This window comes from Streptosporangium sp. CA-135522 (genome assembly GCF_050949235.1).
In the GTDB taxonomy this organism is placed as follows: domain Bacteria; phylum Actinomycetota; class Actinomycetes; order Streptosporangiales; family Streptosporangiaceae; genus Streptosporangium.
The window spans coordinates 1,537,745-1,552,091 of record NZ_CP192026.1 but is presented as its reverse complement, the minus strand read 5'-3'; the positions used below and the strand labels follow the sequence as shown (position 1 = coordinate 1,552,091).

Genomic DNA, 14,347 nt, shown 5'->3' with positions numbered 1-14,347 from the left:
GACTCATGCCCTCGCTGGTCTCGCGATCCGGCTTCACTCTCGGGCCCGGCTCGTCGCTCCACCGGAGAAGTCGACGATGCGAGTTTAGGCGGCGATACGGCCCGCCGCACCTTTCAAGGAGCTAACCTGACACAAGAATGTAAGAATCTCTGGAGAGGGGCGAGAATGCGGATCACCGAGGCCGCCAGGCGGCTGGGAATGTCCCCCCGCATGCTCCGCTACCGCGAGGCGCTCGGCCTGCTCCCCCCGGTGCGCAGCCAAGGGGCGCACCGGCGCTTCGGCCCCGAGGAGCTGTCGGCCGTCGCCCAGGGCGTGGAGCTGGAGAAGCGCTTCGACATCTCCCCCGCCGAGCTGGCCTTCGCGCTGCGGGTGCTGAGCGAGCCCTCGGTGGCGCAGGCCGTACGGGACCTGGGACTGCGGATCGGCCGCGTCCAGGCCCCGCGCCGGGCGCTGGACTTCGAGAAGGAGAAGGCTCTGCGCCTGCTCCAGGGCCGCTCCTAACGCCGCCAAGGTCGCTCTTGGGAGTGACGACGCCGCCCTCACGGATCGGAAGAATCCAGGGTCATGGATGTCACCACCAAGTTGGGCCGGGCCGAGCAGCGGGTCGCGGTCTTCGACCTCCGGCGGGTCGCTGAATCACCGTTCATGGACGTCGCCGTGGGCGGTCTGCTCTTCTTGCTCGCCTTTCCTCAGATCGAGCGCCATCGCTGGTTTCCCCTCCTGGGCTTCGTGCTGCTCGCCACGGCCCCGCACGGGCTGCGCCGCCGCCACCCCTGGGCGGCCGTCTCGCTCACCTTCCTCGGCGCGCTCGGGCTCCTCCTCTACGGCCGGGTCCTTCCCTACGAAGCCCCCGCCGCCGTTTACCTGTCCGGGGCCCTGTCCCTCTACACGATCCTGCGACAGCTGAACCGGCTCACCGCCTGGCTGCTGAGCGGGGCCATCGCACTCGTCTTCCTGCTGTTCGCGGCCTGGCCGAACCGGGACCACCTGGCAGACGTCATCCACGGCCAAAACCGCGCGGACTTCTGGATCACCCTGGCGCTCGCCATCGCCGCCGTGACCTTCCTCACGGACGTACGGCGCAGCCGCACCGAGGTCCGGAAGGCACGCGCCGACACCCTGGAGACCCTCCGGGAGCAGGCCGCGATGGCCGAGCGGGCCCGGATCGCCCGGGAGATGCATGACATCGTGGCCCACTCGGTGTCGATGATCGCCATCCAGGCCGAGACGGCGCCCTACACGCTCGGCGACCTCGACGACCGGGTCAAGCAGGAGTTCGCGGGGATCGCCGCCTCCGCGCGCGGCACGCTCACCGAGATGCGCCGCCTGCTCGGCGTGCTCCGCGCCGACGTCGTCACCACCCCGGAGACCGCGCCGCAACCGGGGCTGGCGCGGCTTCCCGAACTGGTCGAGCGGCACGACGGTGAGGCGGACCTGGACGTGGTCGGCGAGCCGGTGCCGGTGCCGCAGGCCGTGGACGTCTCGGCCTACCGGATCGTTCAGGAGGCGCTGACCAACGCCCGCGTTCACGCGCCGGGCGCCCGCGTCTCGATCGAGCTCACCTATCGCCCCGCCATGCTGGTGCTGCGGATCGCCGACAACGGCCCCGGCCCCTCCGGAGCCCCCTCCGACGGGCACGGCCTGGTCGGCATGCGCGAGCGCGCCCTGGCCCTGGGCGGCTGGTTCGAGGCCGGCCCCGGCCCCGCCGGCGGCTTCCTCATCCAGGCGGGCCTCCCCCTGGAATGACCTCCCCCGACGACCGGATCCGGGTGATGGTCGCCGACGACCAGCCGATCGTGCTGCGGGGGTTCGCCGCGGTGCTCGGGGCGCAGCCCGACCTCACCGTCGTGGGCACCGCCCCCGACGGCGCGCGGGCCGTACGGCTGGCCCGGGAGACCCGTCCGGACGTCGCCCTGCTGGACATCCGGATGCCGGAGATGGACGGCATCGAGGCGGCCCGCCGGATCCTGGAGACGGAGACCACCAGGGTCATCATGATCACCACGTTCGATCTGGACGACTACGTGTACGACGCGCTCTCCGCGGGGGCGAGCGGGTTCCTGCTCAAGGACGTCCGGGCGAACGACCTTGCCGACGCGGTGCGGACGGTGGCACGCGGCGACGCACTGCTCGCCCCGAAGGTGACCGGGCGGCTGATCGCCGAGTTCGCCCGGCAGCGACGGCCCGCCCCCGCGGGCAGCCCGCTGACGCCACGCGAAACGGAGGTGCTGCGGCTGGTGGCCAGGGGGCTGTCCAACGCCGAGATCGCGGCCGATCTCGTGGTCACCGAGCACACCGTAAAGACCCACGTGGCCCGGCTGCTGGCCAAGCTCGGCCTGCGCGACCGCACCCAGGCCGTCATCCACGCCTACGAGTCGGGCCTGGTCGTCCCGCGCATCTGACACGAACCGCCTCTACGCACGTGACACGAACCGCCCGCGCACGCGGAAGGACCCCGGCGCCGCACGGCACCGGGGTCCTTCGAGGATCCGTGGGTCAGACCGAACCGTTGACCCTGGACCTGTCGAGGTCCGGCTCAAGGTAGATGACGCGGGCCTCCGGCACGGCGGCGCGGATGCGCTGCTCGGCCTCGTCGATCCCGCGCGCCACCTCGGCGGCCGTGTCGTCGTGATCCACCGCGATCTTGGCGGCGACCAGGATCTCCTCCGGCCCCAGGTGAAGGGTGCGCATGTGGATGACCCGGGCGACCTTGGGCGTGCTCTCCAGCGCGGCGCAGATCTGCCGCTCGACCTCCGGGCCCGCGCCCTCGCCGATCAGCAGCGACTTGGTCTCGACCGCGAGGATGACGGCGATGACGGCGAGCAGGACACCGATCGCCATCGTGCCGACGCCGTCCCAGACGCCGTCGCCGGTGATCACGGCCATCGCCACACCCAGCAGCGCGAGGACCAGACCGACCAGCGCGCCCAGGTCCTCCAGCAGGATGACCGGCAGCTCCGGCGACTTGGACCTGCGGATGAACCGCATCCAGGACTGGCCGCCGCGGAGCGGATTGGACTCCTTGATCGCGGTGCGGAAGGAGAACCCCTCGGCGATGATCGCGAAGATCAGCACGCCGAAGGCCACGATCGGCGTCTCCACCGGGTGCGGGTCACTGATCTTGTGCCAGCCCTCGTACAACGAGAACAACGCGCCGATCGTGAACAGCACCACCGCCACGACGAAGGCGTAGAAATAGCGTTCGCGACCATAGCCGAACGGGTGCTCAGGCGTCCGCGTCCGCTCCGCCCGTTTCCCTCCGACCAGCAACAACACCTGGTTACCCGAGTCGGCAAGGGAGTGGATCGACTCGGCCAGCATCGACGAGGAGGTCGTGATCAGGAAGGCCACGAACTTGGCCACCGCAATCGCGAGATTCGCTCCCAACGCCGCAATGATCGCTTTAGTACCGCCGCCCGCGCTCACGGCAGCCTCCACTCATTAATTCCGAAAAGACGAGACGAAATCCTATTGGGAAATTCTCGCCTTCAGCTCTGTGATGGCCGACACAGGGGTCGGGTCGATCCCGTACCCCAGAGCGAGGTACGTACTCGCGTAGTCGCCCAGTTCGATCAATGTCGCGAGCCGCTCCAGCGGATGCAACCCCTCGGCGGCGATCTGGGTCACCGGCACGCCCCTGTCCTCGGCGAGCCGTACCGACGCCTCGCGCCGCCGCGTGACCTGCGGATGCTCCTCCACGTCGCGCAGTACGAACAGCCGCAGCGACCGCCCGCTCTCGTCGGCGAAGATGTCGCGCGTGGCCAGCGGGCCGTCGAACGCCACCACCTGGTTGTGGTTGGTCTCGGGGATCTCCCCCCAGACGGCCGGGTATTTGGCGTTCTCGTTGAGCTGGCAGGCCCACCGGTAGGCGGCGACCGCGGCCAGCGATGAGGAACCCCAGACCATCGGGACCGTCTCGGCCAGCTCCAGGGCCAGCGTCTTGCCCGGGTTGATGAACGACTCGCTCGCCGGGCGGCACCGGTGGGCGATCTCCTCCAGGCGCTCGGCGACGTTCTCGAACACCTCGTCGTCCATCTGGATCAGACCGAGCTCGGTGGCGATGACGAGCAGCGGGATCGACAGCGCCCACACGGCGGCGCGCGGCTGCCCCCCGGTGGTGACGGGCACGAACGGCGCGCCCGCCTGCCGGGCGATCGCCTGCAGCGGCGAGTCGGGCGCGCCCAGGGCGAGCAGGCGGCATCCGCGGCGGACGGCCTCCATCGCCACCGCGAGCGTCTCCTCGGTCCTGCCCGAACACGACACCGCGATGACCATGTCGGTCGCACCGACCCAGCCGGGCAGCCGGTAGGACCGCACGGTCATGATCGGCAGCGGCGCACCATGGCCGCACACGGCGTTGAGGATGTCGCCGGCAATGCCGGAACCGCCCATGCCCGCGACCACGATGGCCCGGGGGCGGCCCTCCCCGGCCAGCGACGACAGGTCCGTCTCGCGCGCGGCCCGATGGGAGGTGCGGACCTGCGCCGCCGAGGCGGCCACCGCGGGCAGCATCCCCGACGGGTCGCCCTCGGCGAGCTGTCTGTGATCGTCGAGCCGATCGGGCTCCCAGTTCACGACTTCCGTGCCTCGTCGACCAGCAACACCGGGATGTCGTCCCGGACCGGATAGACAAGGCCGCAGGAGGCGGAGGTGCACGACAGCTCGTCCACCTCGGGCTCGGCGCGCAACGGGGACTTGCAGTTGGGACAGGCCAGGATCTCCAGCAGCCAGTCGTCGATCTTCACTCGTTCAGCTCCTCACGGCAGCGAGAACTTCGTCCCTGATCGCTGCCATCTGAATCTCGTCGGCCGCCTCGGCGTTCAGCCTGAGCAGCGGCTCGGTGTTGGACGGACGAAGATTGAACCACCATCCGGAGCCGGACACGGTCAGGCCGTCCAGCTCGTCGAAGGTGACACCGTCACGGCCGGCGAAGGCCTCGCGCACCCGCGCCGTGGCTCCCGCCTGGTCGGCGACGGTGCTGTTGATCTCTCCGGAGGCCGCGTAGCGGGTGTGGTCCGCGAGGATCTCCGACAGCGGCCGGTCCTGGCCGCCCAGCGCGGCCAGCACGTGCAGCGCGGCCAGCATGCCGGAGTCGGCGAACCAGAAGTCCTTGAAGTAGTAGTGCGCGGAGTGCTCGCCGCCGAAGACCGCGCCGGTCCTGGCCATCTCGGCCTTGATGAAGGAGTGGCCCACCCGGGTGCGGACCGGCTCGCCACCGTGCTCGGCGACGATCTCCGGGACGCTCAGCGAAGTGATCAGGTTGTGGATGACCGTGGCACCGGGGTGCTTGGCCAGCTCGCGCACCGCGACCAGCGCGGTGATCGCGGACGGGGAGACCGACTCGCCGCGCTCGTCGATGACCCAGCAGCGGTCGGCGTCGCCGTCGAAGGCCAGGCCGATGTCGGCGCCGACGTCGAGCACGGCCTTCTGCAGGTCGCGCAGGTTCTCCGGCTCGATGGGGTTGGCCTCGTGGTTGGGGAAGTCGCCGTCGAGCTCGAAGTAGAGCTCGGTCGTCTCCAACGGGAGGCCCTCGAACACCACCGGGACGGTGTGGCCGCCCATGCCGTTGCCCGCGTCCACCACGACCCTCAGCGGCCGGATGCCGGACAGGTCGACCAGCGTGCGCAGGTGGTCGGCGTAGTCCCGCAGCAGGTCCCGCCGGGAGACCTCACCGCCGCCGTCACCGCCGATCCCGGACCTCAGCAGCTCGGCCGCCCGGTCGCGGATCTCGGTCAGACCGCTCTCGCCACCGATCGGCACGGCACCGGCCCGGCACATCTTCATGCCGTTGTACCGGGCCGGATTGTGGCTGGCGGTGAACATCACGCCGGGCAGGCCGAGGCTGCCGCTGGCGTAGTAGAGCAGGTCGGTGGAGCCCAGGCCGGCGTGCACGACGTCGGTTCCGCGCGAGGTGGCCCCGCGGGCGAAGGCGACGGCCAGTGGCTCGGAGGAGGCGCGCATGTCGTGCGCCACCACGACGGTCCGGGCGCCCGTCACCTCCGCGAAGGCCGCGCCGACCGCCTCCGCGGTCTCCTCGTCGAACTCGTCCGGCACGACGCCTCGAACGTCGTACGCCTTGAAGATCTTGGCGAGGTCGCCCACTCCAGCTCCGCCCTTTATGTCGTGTCTGCTGGCCCCAGCCTAGTCGGGTCAGCGGTCGCGCTGGGGCTGAGCGGAGCGAAGCACCCGCAGGTGGCCACGTCGCCCGACCTCGACCCCCTGCCCGACGGGCTCGGTGCCACCGGTCGGAGCGGGCCTGGCGGCCTCGCGGACGGCGTTGGCGAGGGCTTCGAGATCGTCGGTGCTCGGCGGCGCGCCGTCGGTGGGAAGACGGACGACCTCCCAGCCACGGGGGGCGGTCAACCGCTCTGCATGCTCGGCGCACAGGTCATAACAGTGCGGCTCGGCGTACGTCGCCAAGGGCCCGAGAACGGCGGTCGAATCGGCGTAGACGTACGTGAGCGTGAATACGGCAGGCTGACTGCACGCGGTGCGGGAACAGCGGCGGACGGGGCTCACGGTGGGACCGTATCCGGTAAGCGTCCGAGGCGCCACTATCTGAGCGCTCTTAACGAGCGTGTCGCCACAATTCGGACACGTGTCCCACCTTCCACCCGCCTGTACGGCTTAGGCCCCCTGTCACGACCTCTTCCCACCTCTCCTGCGGGCGCGTCTAAGCTTGGCCCGTGAGCTCGGCACCTGGCAGACCCCGCCCTCCCCGTAGACGCGACCGGCACGGTCGCGGCATGCGCGGCCCGCTGGCGCCCTCCCACGTTCCGATCGCCAAGTCACGCAGCGAGCGGTTCGACGATTTCGTGCTGGACGCGGTGGATCGGCTAAAACCTCGCTGGAGCAAGCAGCTGGCGGCGGTGGAGTTCGCGGTCGAGGAGGTGCCGCCGGTCAGCGAGCTGGGCGACGGTCCCGGATCCCTCAACGGCGATCCGATCCCCTTCGGCCGCTCCGAGCCCGCCGTCGGAAAGCGCCCGGCCGTCGTGATCATCTATCGGCGTCCCCTGGAGGCCCGAGCCCGCGACCGTGACCAGCTCGGCGCGATGGTGCACGACGCCGTGGTGGAGCAGGTCGCCGAGCTGCTGGGGCTCTCCCCCGAGTCGGTCGATCCGGGCTACGACGGCGACTGAGCCCCGCCGATCCGTCCGGCGCGCGACCGTCCTCAGGGCAGCACGGCCGCCACGGACTCGGTGATCGGCGGGACCAGCGCCCACATGCGCCCGGCCGCCAGCGGCTGGGTGGTCAGCAGCAGGCCGCTCTTGACGCGCTCGTCCATCACCCGCCCGCCGTACACCGGGCCCGACCCCGGCAGCGGCAGCACGACCACCGCGAAGGCGCCGTCCACCTCGGGCAGCTTGACCTCCTTGGTACGCGAGCCGGCGACGGCCACCTCGAACGGCTCCGGCGCCCCGCCCTTGCGCGGCAGCACCTGCACGCGCACCTTCCCCGCGGCGTCCGGCGCGGTCAGCAGCAGCCGGGAGTTCTTCTTCTTGCCGGTGCGGTTGTCGGCGACCACGCTGCCGAGATCGATCGGGGCGGCCCCCGCGGTGAAGGCCACGTCGCCCTTGGCGCCGGTCCCGGTGGCGGCCAGCCCGGCCACGATCGGCGTGTCCGAGGTGAGCAGGAGCGCGGAGGGCTGCCCGCCGATGCCGGTGGACAGGTCGAGGGTGGCGACCGACCCGGCGGGCACCTCGACCAGCTCTCGGCCCTTGAGCGCGTAGGTCCCGTCGGGGGTGAGCGCCTTGACCTCGACCAGGGTGTCGGACTCGCCGACGGAGGCGACGAACAGCTCGCGCTTGCCGCCGCCGCCGGGGATGCCCGGCACCACGACGCGGGTGGCCGGCGCGGCGGAGACCGGCAACCAGTCGACGCCCCGGCCGCCGCGCATGATCGCCCGCGCCGCGGCGGCGACCCGGCCGGAGCTGGTGCGCACCTCCAGCGCCATCACCAGTGGCGAGGGGGCCAGATCCTTGACCTTGACCGTACGGCTCTCGCCCGGCTTGAGCGTGAGCACGCCGCCGGAGTCGCTGACCACCGGGCCCTCCCCGGAGTAGACCATGACCTCCGCGATGGCCGGGGCGGCGTCGGCGTTGGTGAGGTGGAGCGTGACGTCGGCCGCCGCCGGGCCGGGTCCGACCAGCCAGGTGCTCGCCACCGGCTCCACACATCGCACTCCCGCCAGCCCCCGCTGGTCGCCCGAGGTCTCCCTGCGGGTCTGCTCCGCCTCCAGGCCGGCGGCCATGCTCCCGCCGGAGGTCACCAGCAACGGACCCGACTTCGCGGGAACCTTCTCGTGCCAGAGCACGCCGGGAGTGTCCAGACTGGCCAGGGTCTTCTCCCCGGTGAGGAGCGTCGTGGCCCCCTGCCCCCCGCCGCCCGGCGGGGTGATGACGCCGACGTCGGTCTCGGCGGGGTCGGGGCAGACGGCCGTCACGGAGACGACGGGCACTTTCTGGGGGCCGGGCGCGGGCTTGGCGGCGGCCTTCGGCTGGGTCGCGAAAGCCACCCCGTACAGGGCGAGCAGCGCCACCAGGACCAGGCCGAGCAGGCTGAACCGGTTCTCGATCAGGGATTTCACCGGGAGGCCAGCTCTCTGGAGGACTCGGAGGGTTCCGGGGTGGCGTAGCCGTCGGCGGCCCGCGAGCCGGGCGCGGCCAGGACCGAGACGACCAGCAGGATCGCGGCCTGAACCCAGAGCCAGCGGCCGTGCCAGGGGTCACCCGCCGGAGCCGGGACCGTGGCGATCGGCTGGGTCAGCCGCCACATGCCGAGCTCCCGGGACAGGCTCATCCTGGCCAGGGCGGACTGGGAGTCGAGTGCCTGGCTGATCTCCGGGCTCACCGGCGGGGCCACCACGACGAACTGCACGCCGTAGGCGGCCAGCACGCGGGCGTCGTCGCCGCCGCGGCCGGAGACCAGCCCGGCCGCCGCGACGCCGACGCGTTCACGGGCCCCCTGTTGCATGGGGATGTCGGACTCGCCGATCAGCGGGCCACGGCCGCGCAGGACCGTGAAGGTCAGGCCGTCCTCCCTGGTGCGCAGGAGCAGGGTCCGCTCGCCGTGGCCGGAGTTGACCACGGCCAGGGCGGGCATCACGTCGGGCACGTTCCCGTCGATCGGGCCGTCCACGCCCTTGACGATCCACATGCCCGCCGCGAACAGCGGCGTGGAGAAGGCGACCGCCACGACGACGAGGGCGGTGACCCTGCGCAGTCCGCCCGCCGCCCGGAACTCGACGATCCGGTCGGCGGTGAGAGCGGCCACCACGAGCATGCCGGTGGCGGCGAAGGCCAGCGGCACGCCCGGCCAGGCCGGGGCCACGGCGTCACCGTTCAGGGAGGTGACCGGGGTGCGGCTGACGAGGATCGCCACCAGCACGCCGAAGAGCGCCACGCCCCAGCCGATCGCGATGACCATCCGGTTGCGGCGCATCAGCAGCGCGGCCAGGCAGGCGGAGATCAGACCGCCGGTCACCCAGAGCGGCGGCATGCCGGGGCCGCCGGGGCTGAACGTCAGCAGCGACTGGGCGGGCAGGGCCGCGTCGACCAGGGCGAGCTGGTGCAGCCCGGCCTCCAGCAGGAGGCGTCCCGGGCTGGCCAGCACCTGGACCAGCCAGGGCAACAGCAGCGCCACCGGAACGCCGAAGGCGATGACCACCGAGACCGCGACGCCCCTGCGGGGGAAGGCCAGCGCGGCCAACGCGCCGAGGACCAGTGTGAGCGGGTAGACCAGCGGGGCGAAAGCCGTACCGACCGCGAGCAGGAGGCCCAGGCCCCACGCGGCGCGGCGGGCGCCGCGGCCCTCGTCGGTGAGCAGGGTGGTGGCCAGCGCCGCGTAGACCGGCAGCAGCACGAAGACCACGGCCGTGCCGAGGCGTCCGGCGGCGACCACGCCGGTGGCGACCGGAAGGAGCGCGTAGGAGGAGGCCAGCCAGACGCGGGTCCACCGGCTCGGGATCATCGACCGGGTCGCCGCGTAGGCGGACAGTCCCGCCAGCGGCACACAGCCCAGCAGCAGCACCGAGACCGCCAGCCAGGTCTTGCCGAACAGCGCCGTGGACAACACGGCCAGCACCGCGACGTACGGCGGAGCCCACGCATCGCTCCCCAGGCCCGCCTGGTGGTATCCCTCCAGGTAGAGGTCCCACAGATCCGAAGCCCCGCCGATCACCGGGACGAGCGCGCCGCCGCCCAGCCGGACGCCGCCGATCAGGCCGCGCTCGGCGACCAGCGTGACCGCGGCGAGCGCGAGGAAGAGCAGCACACCCGGATTGCCGAAGATCCGCTGCATCGTCCCGGCGTCGGTGAGCAGCTCCTCGCCGTCCTCCTCCTGCGAGGCGGCCACGGCGTGGTGCCGCCCGGCCGACTCCACGAAGCCGGTTCCGGCCAGGTAGCTCTGCATGCGATCCGACAGGCGCCGGTAACCCGCGCCGGGCGGGGTGAACAGCCGTTTGACCGCCGCGTGGTTCTGTTTTCTGCCCTTGGCACGGGCACGCCGGGCCTTGATCAGCCGCACGGGGTGGCCGAGCACCGAGCCGAGCGCGACGATCTCGTCCAGCGCGTTGGCGGGTTGTTTGGCCACCAGGAACAGCAGGGTACGCAAGAGCGAGCCGAACATGTTGCGGACCAGCGCCCACATCAGCGGCCGGAACGGGAGGTTCGCCATGATCACGAAGATGGCGTTGCGGCGCTCCAGGCGGCGGGGGTGATCACCGCTGACGGTGATGCGGCGGCGGCGCCGGGTGGCCGCCTCGGCGTGCCAGGCGAGCGCCTGGGTGACGTTCTGCACCCGGTGCCCGGCGGACCTGACCCGCCAGCACAGGTCGAGGTCGTCGCGGAACAGCGGCAGGCCGGGGTCGAGTCCGCCGACCTCGTCCCAGACGTCCCGGCGGATCAGCATCCCCGCGCTGGAAACCGACAGCACGTTCCTGACGCCGTCGTACTGTCCCTGGTCGAACTCGCGGGCCTCCAGCCCGGTGTCGCGCCGTCCCGTGCGGTCGACGGTGACGCCGACCTCCAGCAGGAGCCGCCGGTCGAGCCAGTCGCGGAGCTTGGGACCGAGCACCGCGGCCTTGGGGTCCTGGTCGGCGGCCCAGAGCAGATTCTGCAGCGCGTCGGGGTGCGGAGCGCAGTCGTCGTGCAGCAGCCAGATCCACTCGCGCCCACCGGCGGGCCCCAGCCGGTCGAGCACTTCGGCGACGGCCTGACCGAAGCTCGTCGAGCGCGGGAGGGTGAGCACGGCGTTGGGTCCCAGGACGCCGGTCAGCAGCGCGGCGCTGCCGTCCCTGCTGCCGTTGTCCACTCCGACGGCACGGTCTACCGGCCGGGTCTGTCCCAGCAGCGCGTCAAGGGTCTCCGCCAGCCAGCGGGAGCCGTCGTGGGAGACGACGATCGCGGTGACGGTGTGGTGGAGACGGGGGGAGTCGGTGATGGACATACGTCCCGTGGTTCAGGAGGGGTGGTGATCGGCGCGATAACGATACGACACCCTATGTCCGGCTATGGCGAGTGGATGAAAAAAACGGGTCACGTGACCCGTGGTCACGTGACCCATGGAGATATTGTCAAGCGCCCGTGACGAGCGCCACGGACTGCCTCTCAGACTGCCTCACGCTTGATCCGGCGACGTTCCCGCTCGGAAAGCCCACCCCAGATACCGAACCGCTCGTCATGCTCGAGCGCGTACTCAAGGCACTCGGCACGCACCTCGCAGGAGCGGCAAACCTTCTTGGCCTCCCGTGTGGAGCCGCCCTTCTCCGGGAAGAACGCCTCCGGGTCGGTCTGCGCACACAACGCGCGTTCCTGCCAGCCAAGCTGCTCTTCAGCGATGCTGTCCTGTGCGATGACCAGGTCGGCCACTGCACACCTCCCTGCCGCCCGCAAATGGAGCCCCCCTATGAACGCCTCCCTCTTACCCACCCAGAGGAAGGCGTAACAACACGTGTGTAATTACACGCGCGTGGCCTGTGTGGCGTCAAGCGGCATGCCGGTATCCGGGGAAAGACCTGCTCTCCCCGGTTCTGAGTCGTGTGCCTGCCACGACGGCAATTGCGCCAAGCGATCGTGACGATCGCCTGGCCGTTCAGTGCTCTCGGCGGTCGGAACCGTACCAGGACATGTTCTGCTCCTGACCCGGACCCACCCTCTCTCTATCGGTGGTTTCCTCTCCCATGACCTGAGCCGAGCGCTCCGGCTTGTAAATCGCGGTGGGGTCGATGGCCGGCTGCGAGTCCCAGGAGTTGCGGCCGGCGGCGGGGTCGTTGAGGGGATCGCCCTGGTAGGAGCCGGGGTCGAACCGGAGGGTCGCCTCGGCCGGCGCGTCCCACTGATGGCCGCCGTGCTGCTGGTGGCCACCGTGCTGCTGGTACGGCTGCGCGGCGGGCGGCGCCTGCGGGGTCTGCGGGTGGCCGAACGGGTCGTCGTAGGCCGCGCCCGCCGGGGAGGTCCCGTACTCCGGGACCCGCAGCTGCGGCTCGGTCCCCTGCTGGGACTGCTGCTGGTAGCTCTCCGCCTGCTGGTAGGCCTGGGCCATCTGCTGGGAGCGGGGATCGGCCGGGTCGGGAGCCGGGTAGTGCAGGTTCGGCTCGGTCGGCCGGACGAACTCCGCGCCGGAGTAGCCCGTCAGCGGCTGGCCGTAGTTCTCCGGCGGCTGAGGGAAGGACGACTGCGCCTGGTGGTCGAAGGAGACGCGCGGCTGGTTGTCGTACGGCGCGGGCGCCTCGGGCTGCGCCTGGTACTCGGGCTGCGCCTGGTAGGTCTCGGGCTGCGCCTGGTAGAAGGAGGCCTGGGGCTGCTCGGGCTGCGGGGCGTAACCCGGCAGCGGCGACTCGGGCTGCGGGGTGTAACCCGACGGCTGAGCGTCCACCGGCTGGCCGTAGCCCGGCAGCGGCGACTCGGCGTAGACCGGAGCCTGTGGCCGCTGCTCCACGGGCGAGGCGTAGATCGGGGAATCGTAGGCCGTGACCGGCGGCTCGTACGGCTTGGCCGGCGCCGGGGGCTGGACGTCGGCGGCCACGTACGGGCTCGGGGTGTAGGTCTCGGCCGGAGCGGCGGGAGCGGCCGGGGCCTGCGGGGCGGGCTGCGCCGGGGCGTAGGCCGCGGCCTGGCCGCCGTACGACTGACCCCCGGCCTGGGCGTGCGGCTGGTTACCGGCCTGGCCGCCGTGCGGCTGGTTCTCGACCGGCGGCGCGTAGGCGGACGGGGAGTAGCCGTCGCCGGCCTGCGGGGCGTAGCCGTGTGCCTGCTGCTGGGCGTAGCCGTCAGAGGCCGCGGCGGGACTGGGCGCGGGCGGGAGCGCGGGCTGGCTGTAGGGAAGCTGCGGGACGGGCGCCGGCTGCGCCTGCTGGACGTGAGCGCCCGGAGGGTAGGCGGGTCCGGCCTGCGGCGCCTGCTCCTGCGGCTGGAACCCGTGCTGGACCTGGCCGCCCTGCGGATACTCCTGAGGGGCCTGCTCGTGTGACGGGAACCCGTGCTGGGCCTGGCCGCCGTTCGGATACCCCTGCGGCGCCTGCTCCTGCGGCTGGAACCCCTGCTGCGAAGACTGAGCGCCCTGCGGATATCCCTGAGGGGCCTGCTCCTGTGACGGGAACCCGTGCTGGACCTGGCCGCCCTGCGGATACCCCTGTCCGGCCGGCGCGGGCTGCCCCTGGGGGGAGAGGTGGTGCTGCTCCTGGAAGTGCTGCTCCTGGGGGCGGCCGAAGTCGCTGTCGGCGCGGAGAACGGCCGTCCGGGAAGCCGCGGGGGCCGCCTTCGGCAGCAGGAAGAGCAGCGCGACCACGGCCAGCGCGAGACCGGGGATGCCGGTGAGGAGAAACTCGATCTTCCGCCCGAACTCCACGTCGCCGCTGAACAGGCCGCCGAACAGTCCGACCACGCCGAACAGCGCGGCGAGCCCGAGCGTGGCGACGGCCACGTAGACCATCACCTTCAGCCGGTCGAGCGCCGGGCCGAGATGGCCGGCCAGCAGCACGGCGCCGACGAGCAGCGCCACGCTCACCGGCGAGGTGAAGTCGTCCACGAACCCGGCCGCGCGAAGGCCGAAGGACGACGATCCTCCGAACAGCAGCCGCTCGATGCCGACGAGAACGCTCGTGGACGCGATGGCGATCATGAGCCACGCGGCCGGTTCTCGGAGCCGGCCGGCTTCGAAGTTGATCACAGTTACCCCCAAGGGTCCCTAGGTAAACCCGAAGCCAGTTTTGCACATGGCTGACTTTGGTGTTGGTAGACCCACGAACCCCACGAATCCCATATGTGTTTCATTGCACCCTATTGGCGTATATTTCAGGAACCCCCCTAGGCAACTCTGCCAGCGAAGACATCCCTCGTAACGATCACGA

Annotated in this window: 13 protein-coding genes; 4 read left to right on the top strand and 9 right to left on the bottom strand. The window is 71.4% G+C overall.

The window, feature by feature from the left end; all coding sequences use genetic code 11:
* The first annotated feature begins 165 nt into the window (after positions 1-165).
* From ACQPYK_RS07615 to ACQPYK_RS07605, 3 genes are all read left to right on the top strand, one after another.
* Positions 166-501 carry a MerR family transcriptional regulator gene (locus ACQPYK_RS07615; protein WP_433252327.1) on the top strand — a complete coding sequence of 112 codons (336 nt, stop codon included), beginning with the start codon at positions 166-168 and terminating at the stop codon, positions 499-501.
* Positions 502-564: 63 nt separating this feature from the next.
* Complete coding sequence (locus ACQPYK_RS07610; protein WP_433252324.1) at positions 565-1,746, top strand: sensor histidine kinase; 1,182 nt, start codon at positions 565-567, stop codon at positions 1,744-1,746.
* On the top strand, positions 1,743-2,402 hold the full coding sequence (locus ACQPYK_RS07605) for a response regulator (protein WP_433252321.1): 660 nt from the start codon (positions 1,743-1,745) through the stop codon (positions 2,400-2,402). The genes ACQPYK_RS07610 and ACQPYK_RS07605 overlap by 4 nt, the downstream gene beginning before the upstream one ends.
* 94 nt (positions 2,403-2,496) lie before the next feature.
* Here ACQPYK_RS07605 and ACQPYK_RS07600 read toward each other — a convergent pair whose 3' ends face one another.
* The 5 genes from ACQPYK_RS07600 to ACQPYK_RS07580 are packed head-to-tail and all read right to left on the bottom strand — an operon-like array spanning position 2,497 to position 6,519.
* Positions 2,497-3,426 (bottom strand): cation diffusion facilitator family transporter, encoded by a 930-nt coding sequence (locus ACQPYK_RS07600; protein ID WP_433252318.1) that lies wholly within the window; start codon positions 3,424-3,426, stop codon positions 2,497-2,499.
* Between the two features lie 42 nt (positions 3,427-3,468).
* Positions 3,469-4,575 carry a bifunctional phosphoglucose/phosphomannose isomerase gene (locus ACQPYK_RS07595; protein ID WP_433252315.1) on the bottom strand — a complete coding sequence of 369 codons (1,107 nt, stop codon included), beginning with the start codon at positions 4,573-4,575 and terminating at the stop codon, positions 3,469-3,471.
* A complete protein-coding gene (locus ACQPYK_RS07590) occupies positions 4,572-4,745 on the bottom strand; it encodes a Trm112 family protein (RefSeq protein ID WP_012888128.1) in 174 nt (57 codons plus the stop codon). The genes ACQPYK_RS07595 and ACQPYK_RS07590 overlap by 4 nt, the downstream gene beginning before the upstream one ends.
* A gap of 4 nt (positions 4,746-4,749) precedes the next feature.
* Positions 4,750-6,102, bottom strand: coding sequence for a phosphomannomutase/phosphoglucomutase (locus tag ACQPYK_RS07585; protein WP_433252311.1), 1,353 nt, complete (start codon positions 6,100-6,102; stop codon positions 4,750-4,752).
* Positions 6,103-6,150: 48 nt separating this feature from the next.
* On the bottom strand, positions 6,151-6,519 hold the full coding sequence (locus tag ACQPYK_RS07580) for a DUF3499 domain-containing protein (protein ID WP_043651503.1): 369 nt from the start codon (positions 6,517-6,519) through the stop codon (positions 6,151-6,153).
* 227 nt (positions 6,520-6,746) lie between these two features.
* Between ACQPYK_RS07580 and ACQPYK_RS07575 the strand changes: the two genes are divergently transcribed.
* On the top strand, positions 6,747-7,139 hold the full coding sequence (locus ACQPYK_RS07575; RefSeq protein ID WP_433252308.1) for a metallopeptidase family protein: 393 nt from the start codon (positions 6,747-6,749) through the stop codon (positions 7,137-7,139).
* Between the two features lie 32 nt (positions 7,140-7,171).
* Here ACQPYK_RS07575 and ACQPYK_RS07570 read toward each other — a convergent pair whose 3' ends face one another.
* From ACQPYK_RS07570 to ACQPYK_RS07555, 4 genes are all read right to left on the bottom strand, one after another.
* Entirely contained in the window at positions 7,172-8,587 is a 1,416-nt protein-coding gene (locus ACQPYK_RS07570) for a DUF5719 family protein (RefSeq protein WP_433252305.1), read from the bottom strand.
* On the bottom strand, positions 8,584-11,445 hold the full coding sequence (locus ACQPYK_RS07565) for a glycosyltransferase (RefSeq protein ID WP_433252302.1): 2,862 nt from the start codon (positions 11,443-11,445) through the stop codon (positions 8,584-8,586). The genes ACQPYK_RS07570 and ACQPYK_RS07565 overlap by 4 nt, the downstream gene beginning before the upstream one ends.
* Before the next feature lie 161 nt (positions 11,446-11,606).
* Entirely contained in the window at positions 11,607-11,867 is a 261-nt protein-coding gene (locus ACQPYK_RS07560; protein WP_012888122.1) for a WhiB family transcriptional regulator, read from the bottom strand.
* A gap of 223 nt (positions 11,868-12,090) precedes the next feature.
* Positions 12,091-14,166, bottom strand: a complete 2,076-nt coding sequence (locus ACQPYK_RS07555) for a hypothetical protein (protein ID WP_433252298.1) — start codon at positions 14,164-14,166, stop codon at positions 12,091-12,093.
* Positions 14,167-14,347 lie beyond the last annotated feature (181 nt).

Coding starts and splice junctions, on each gene's coding strand:
- ACQPYK_RS07615 (WP_433252327.1), top strand. CDS start 166: ATGCGGATCACCGAGGCCGCCAGGCGGCTGGGAATGTCCCCCCGCATG.
- ACQPYK_RS07565 (WP_433252302.1), bottom strand. CDS start 11,445: ATGTCCATCACCGACTCCCCCCGTCTCCACCACACCGTCACCGCGATC.
- ACQPYK_RS07610 (WP_433252324.1), top strand. CDS start 565: ATGGATGTCACCACCAAGTTGGGCCGGGCCGAGCAGCGGGTCGCGGTC.
- ACQPYK_RS07575 (WP_433252308.1), top strand. CDS start 6,747: ATGCGCGGCCCGCTGGCGCCCTCCCACGTTCCGATCGCCAAGTCACGC.
- ACQPYK_RS07605 (WP_433252321.1), top strand. CDS start 1,743: ATGACCTCCCCCGACGACCGGATCCGGGTGATGGTCGCCGACGACCAG.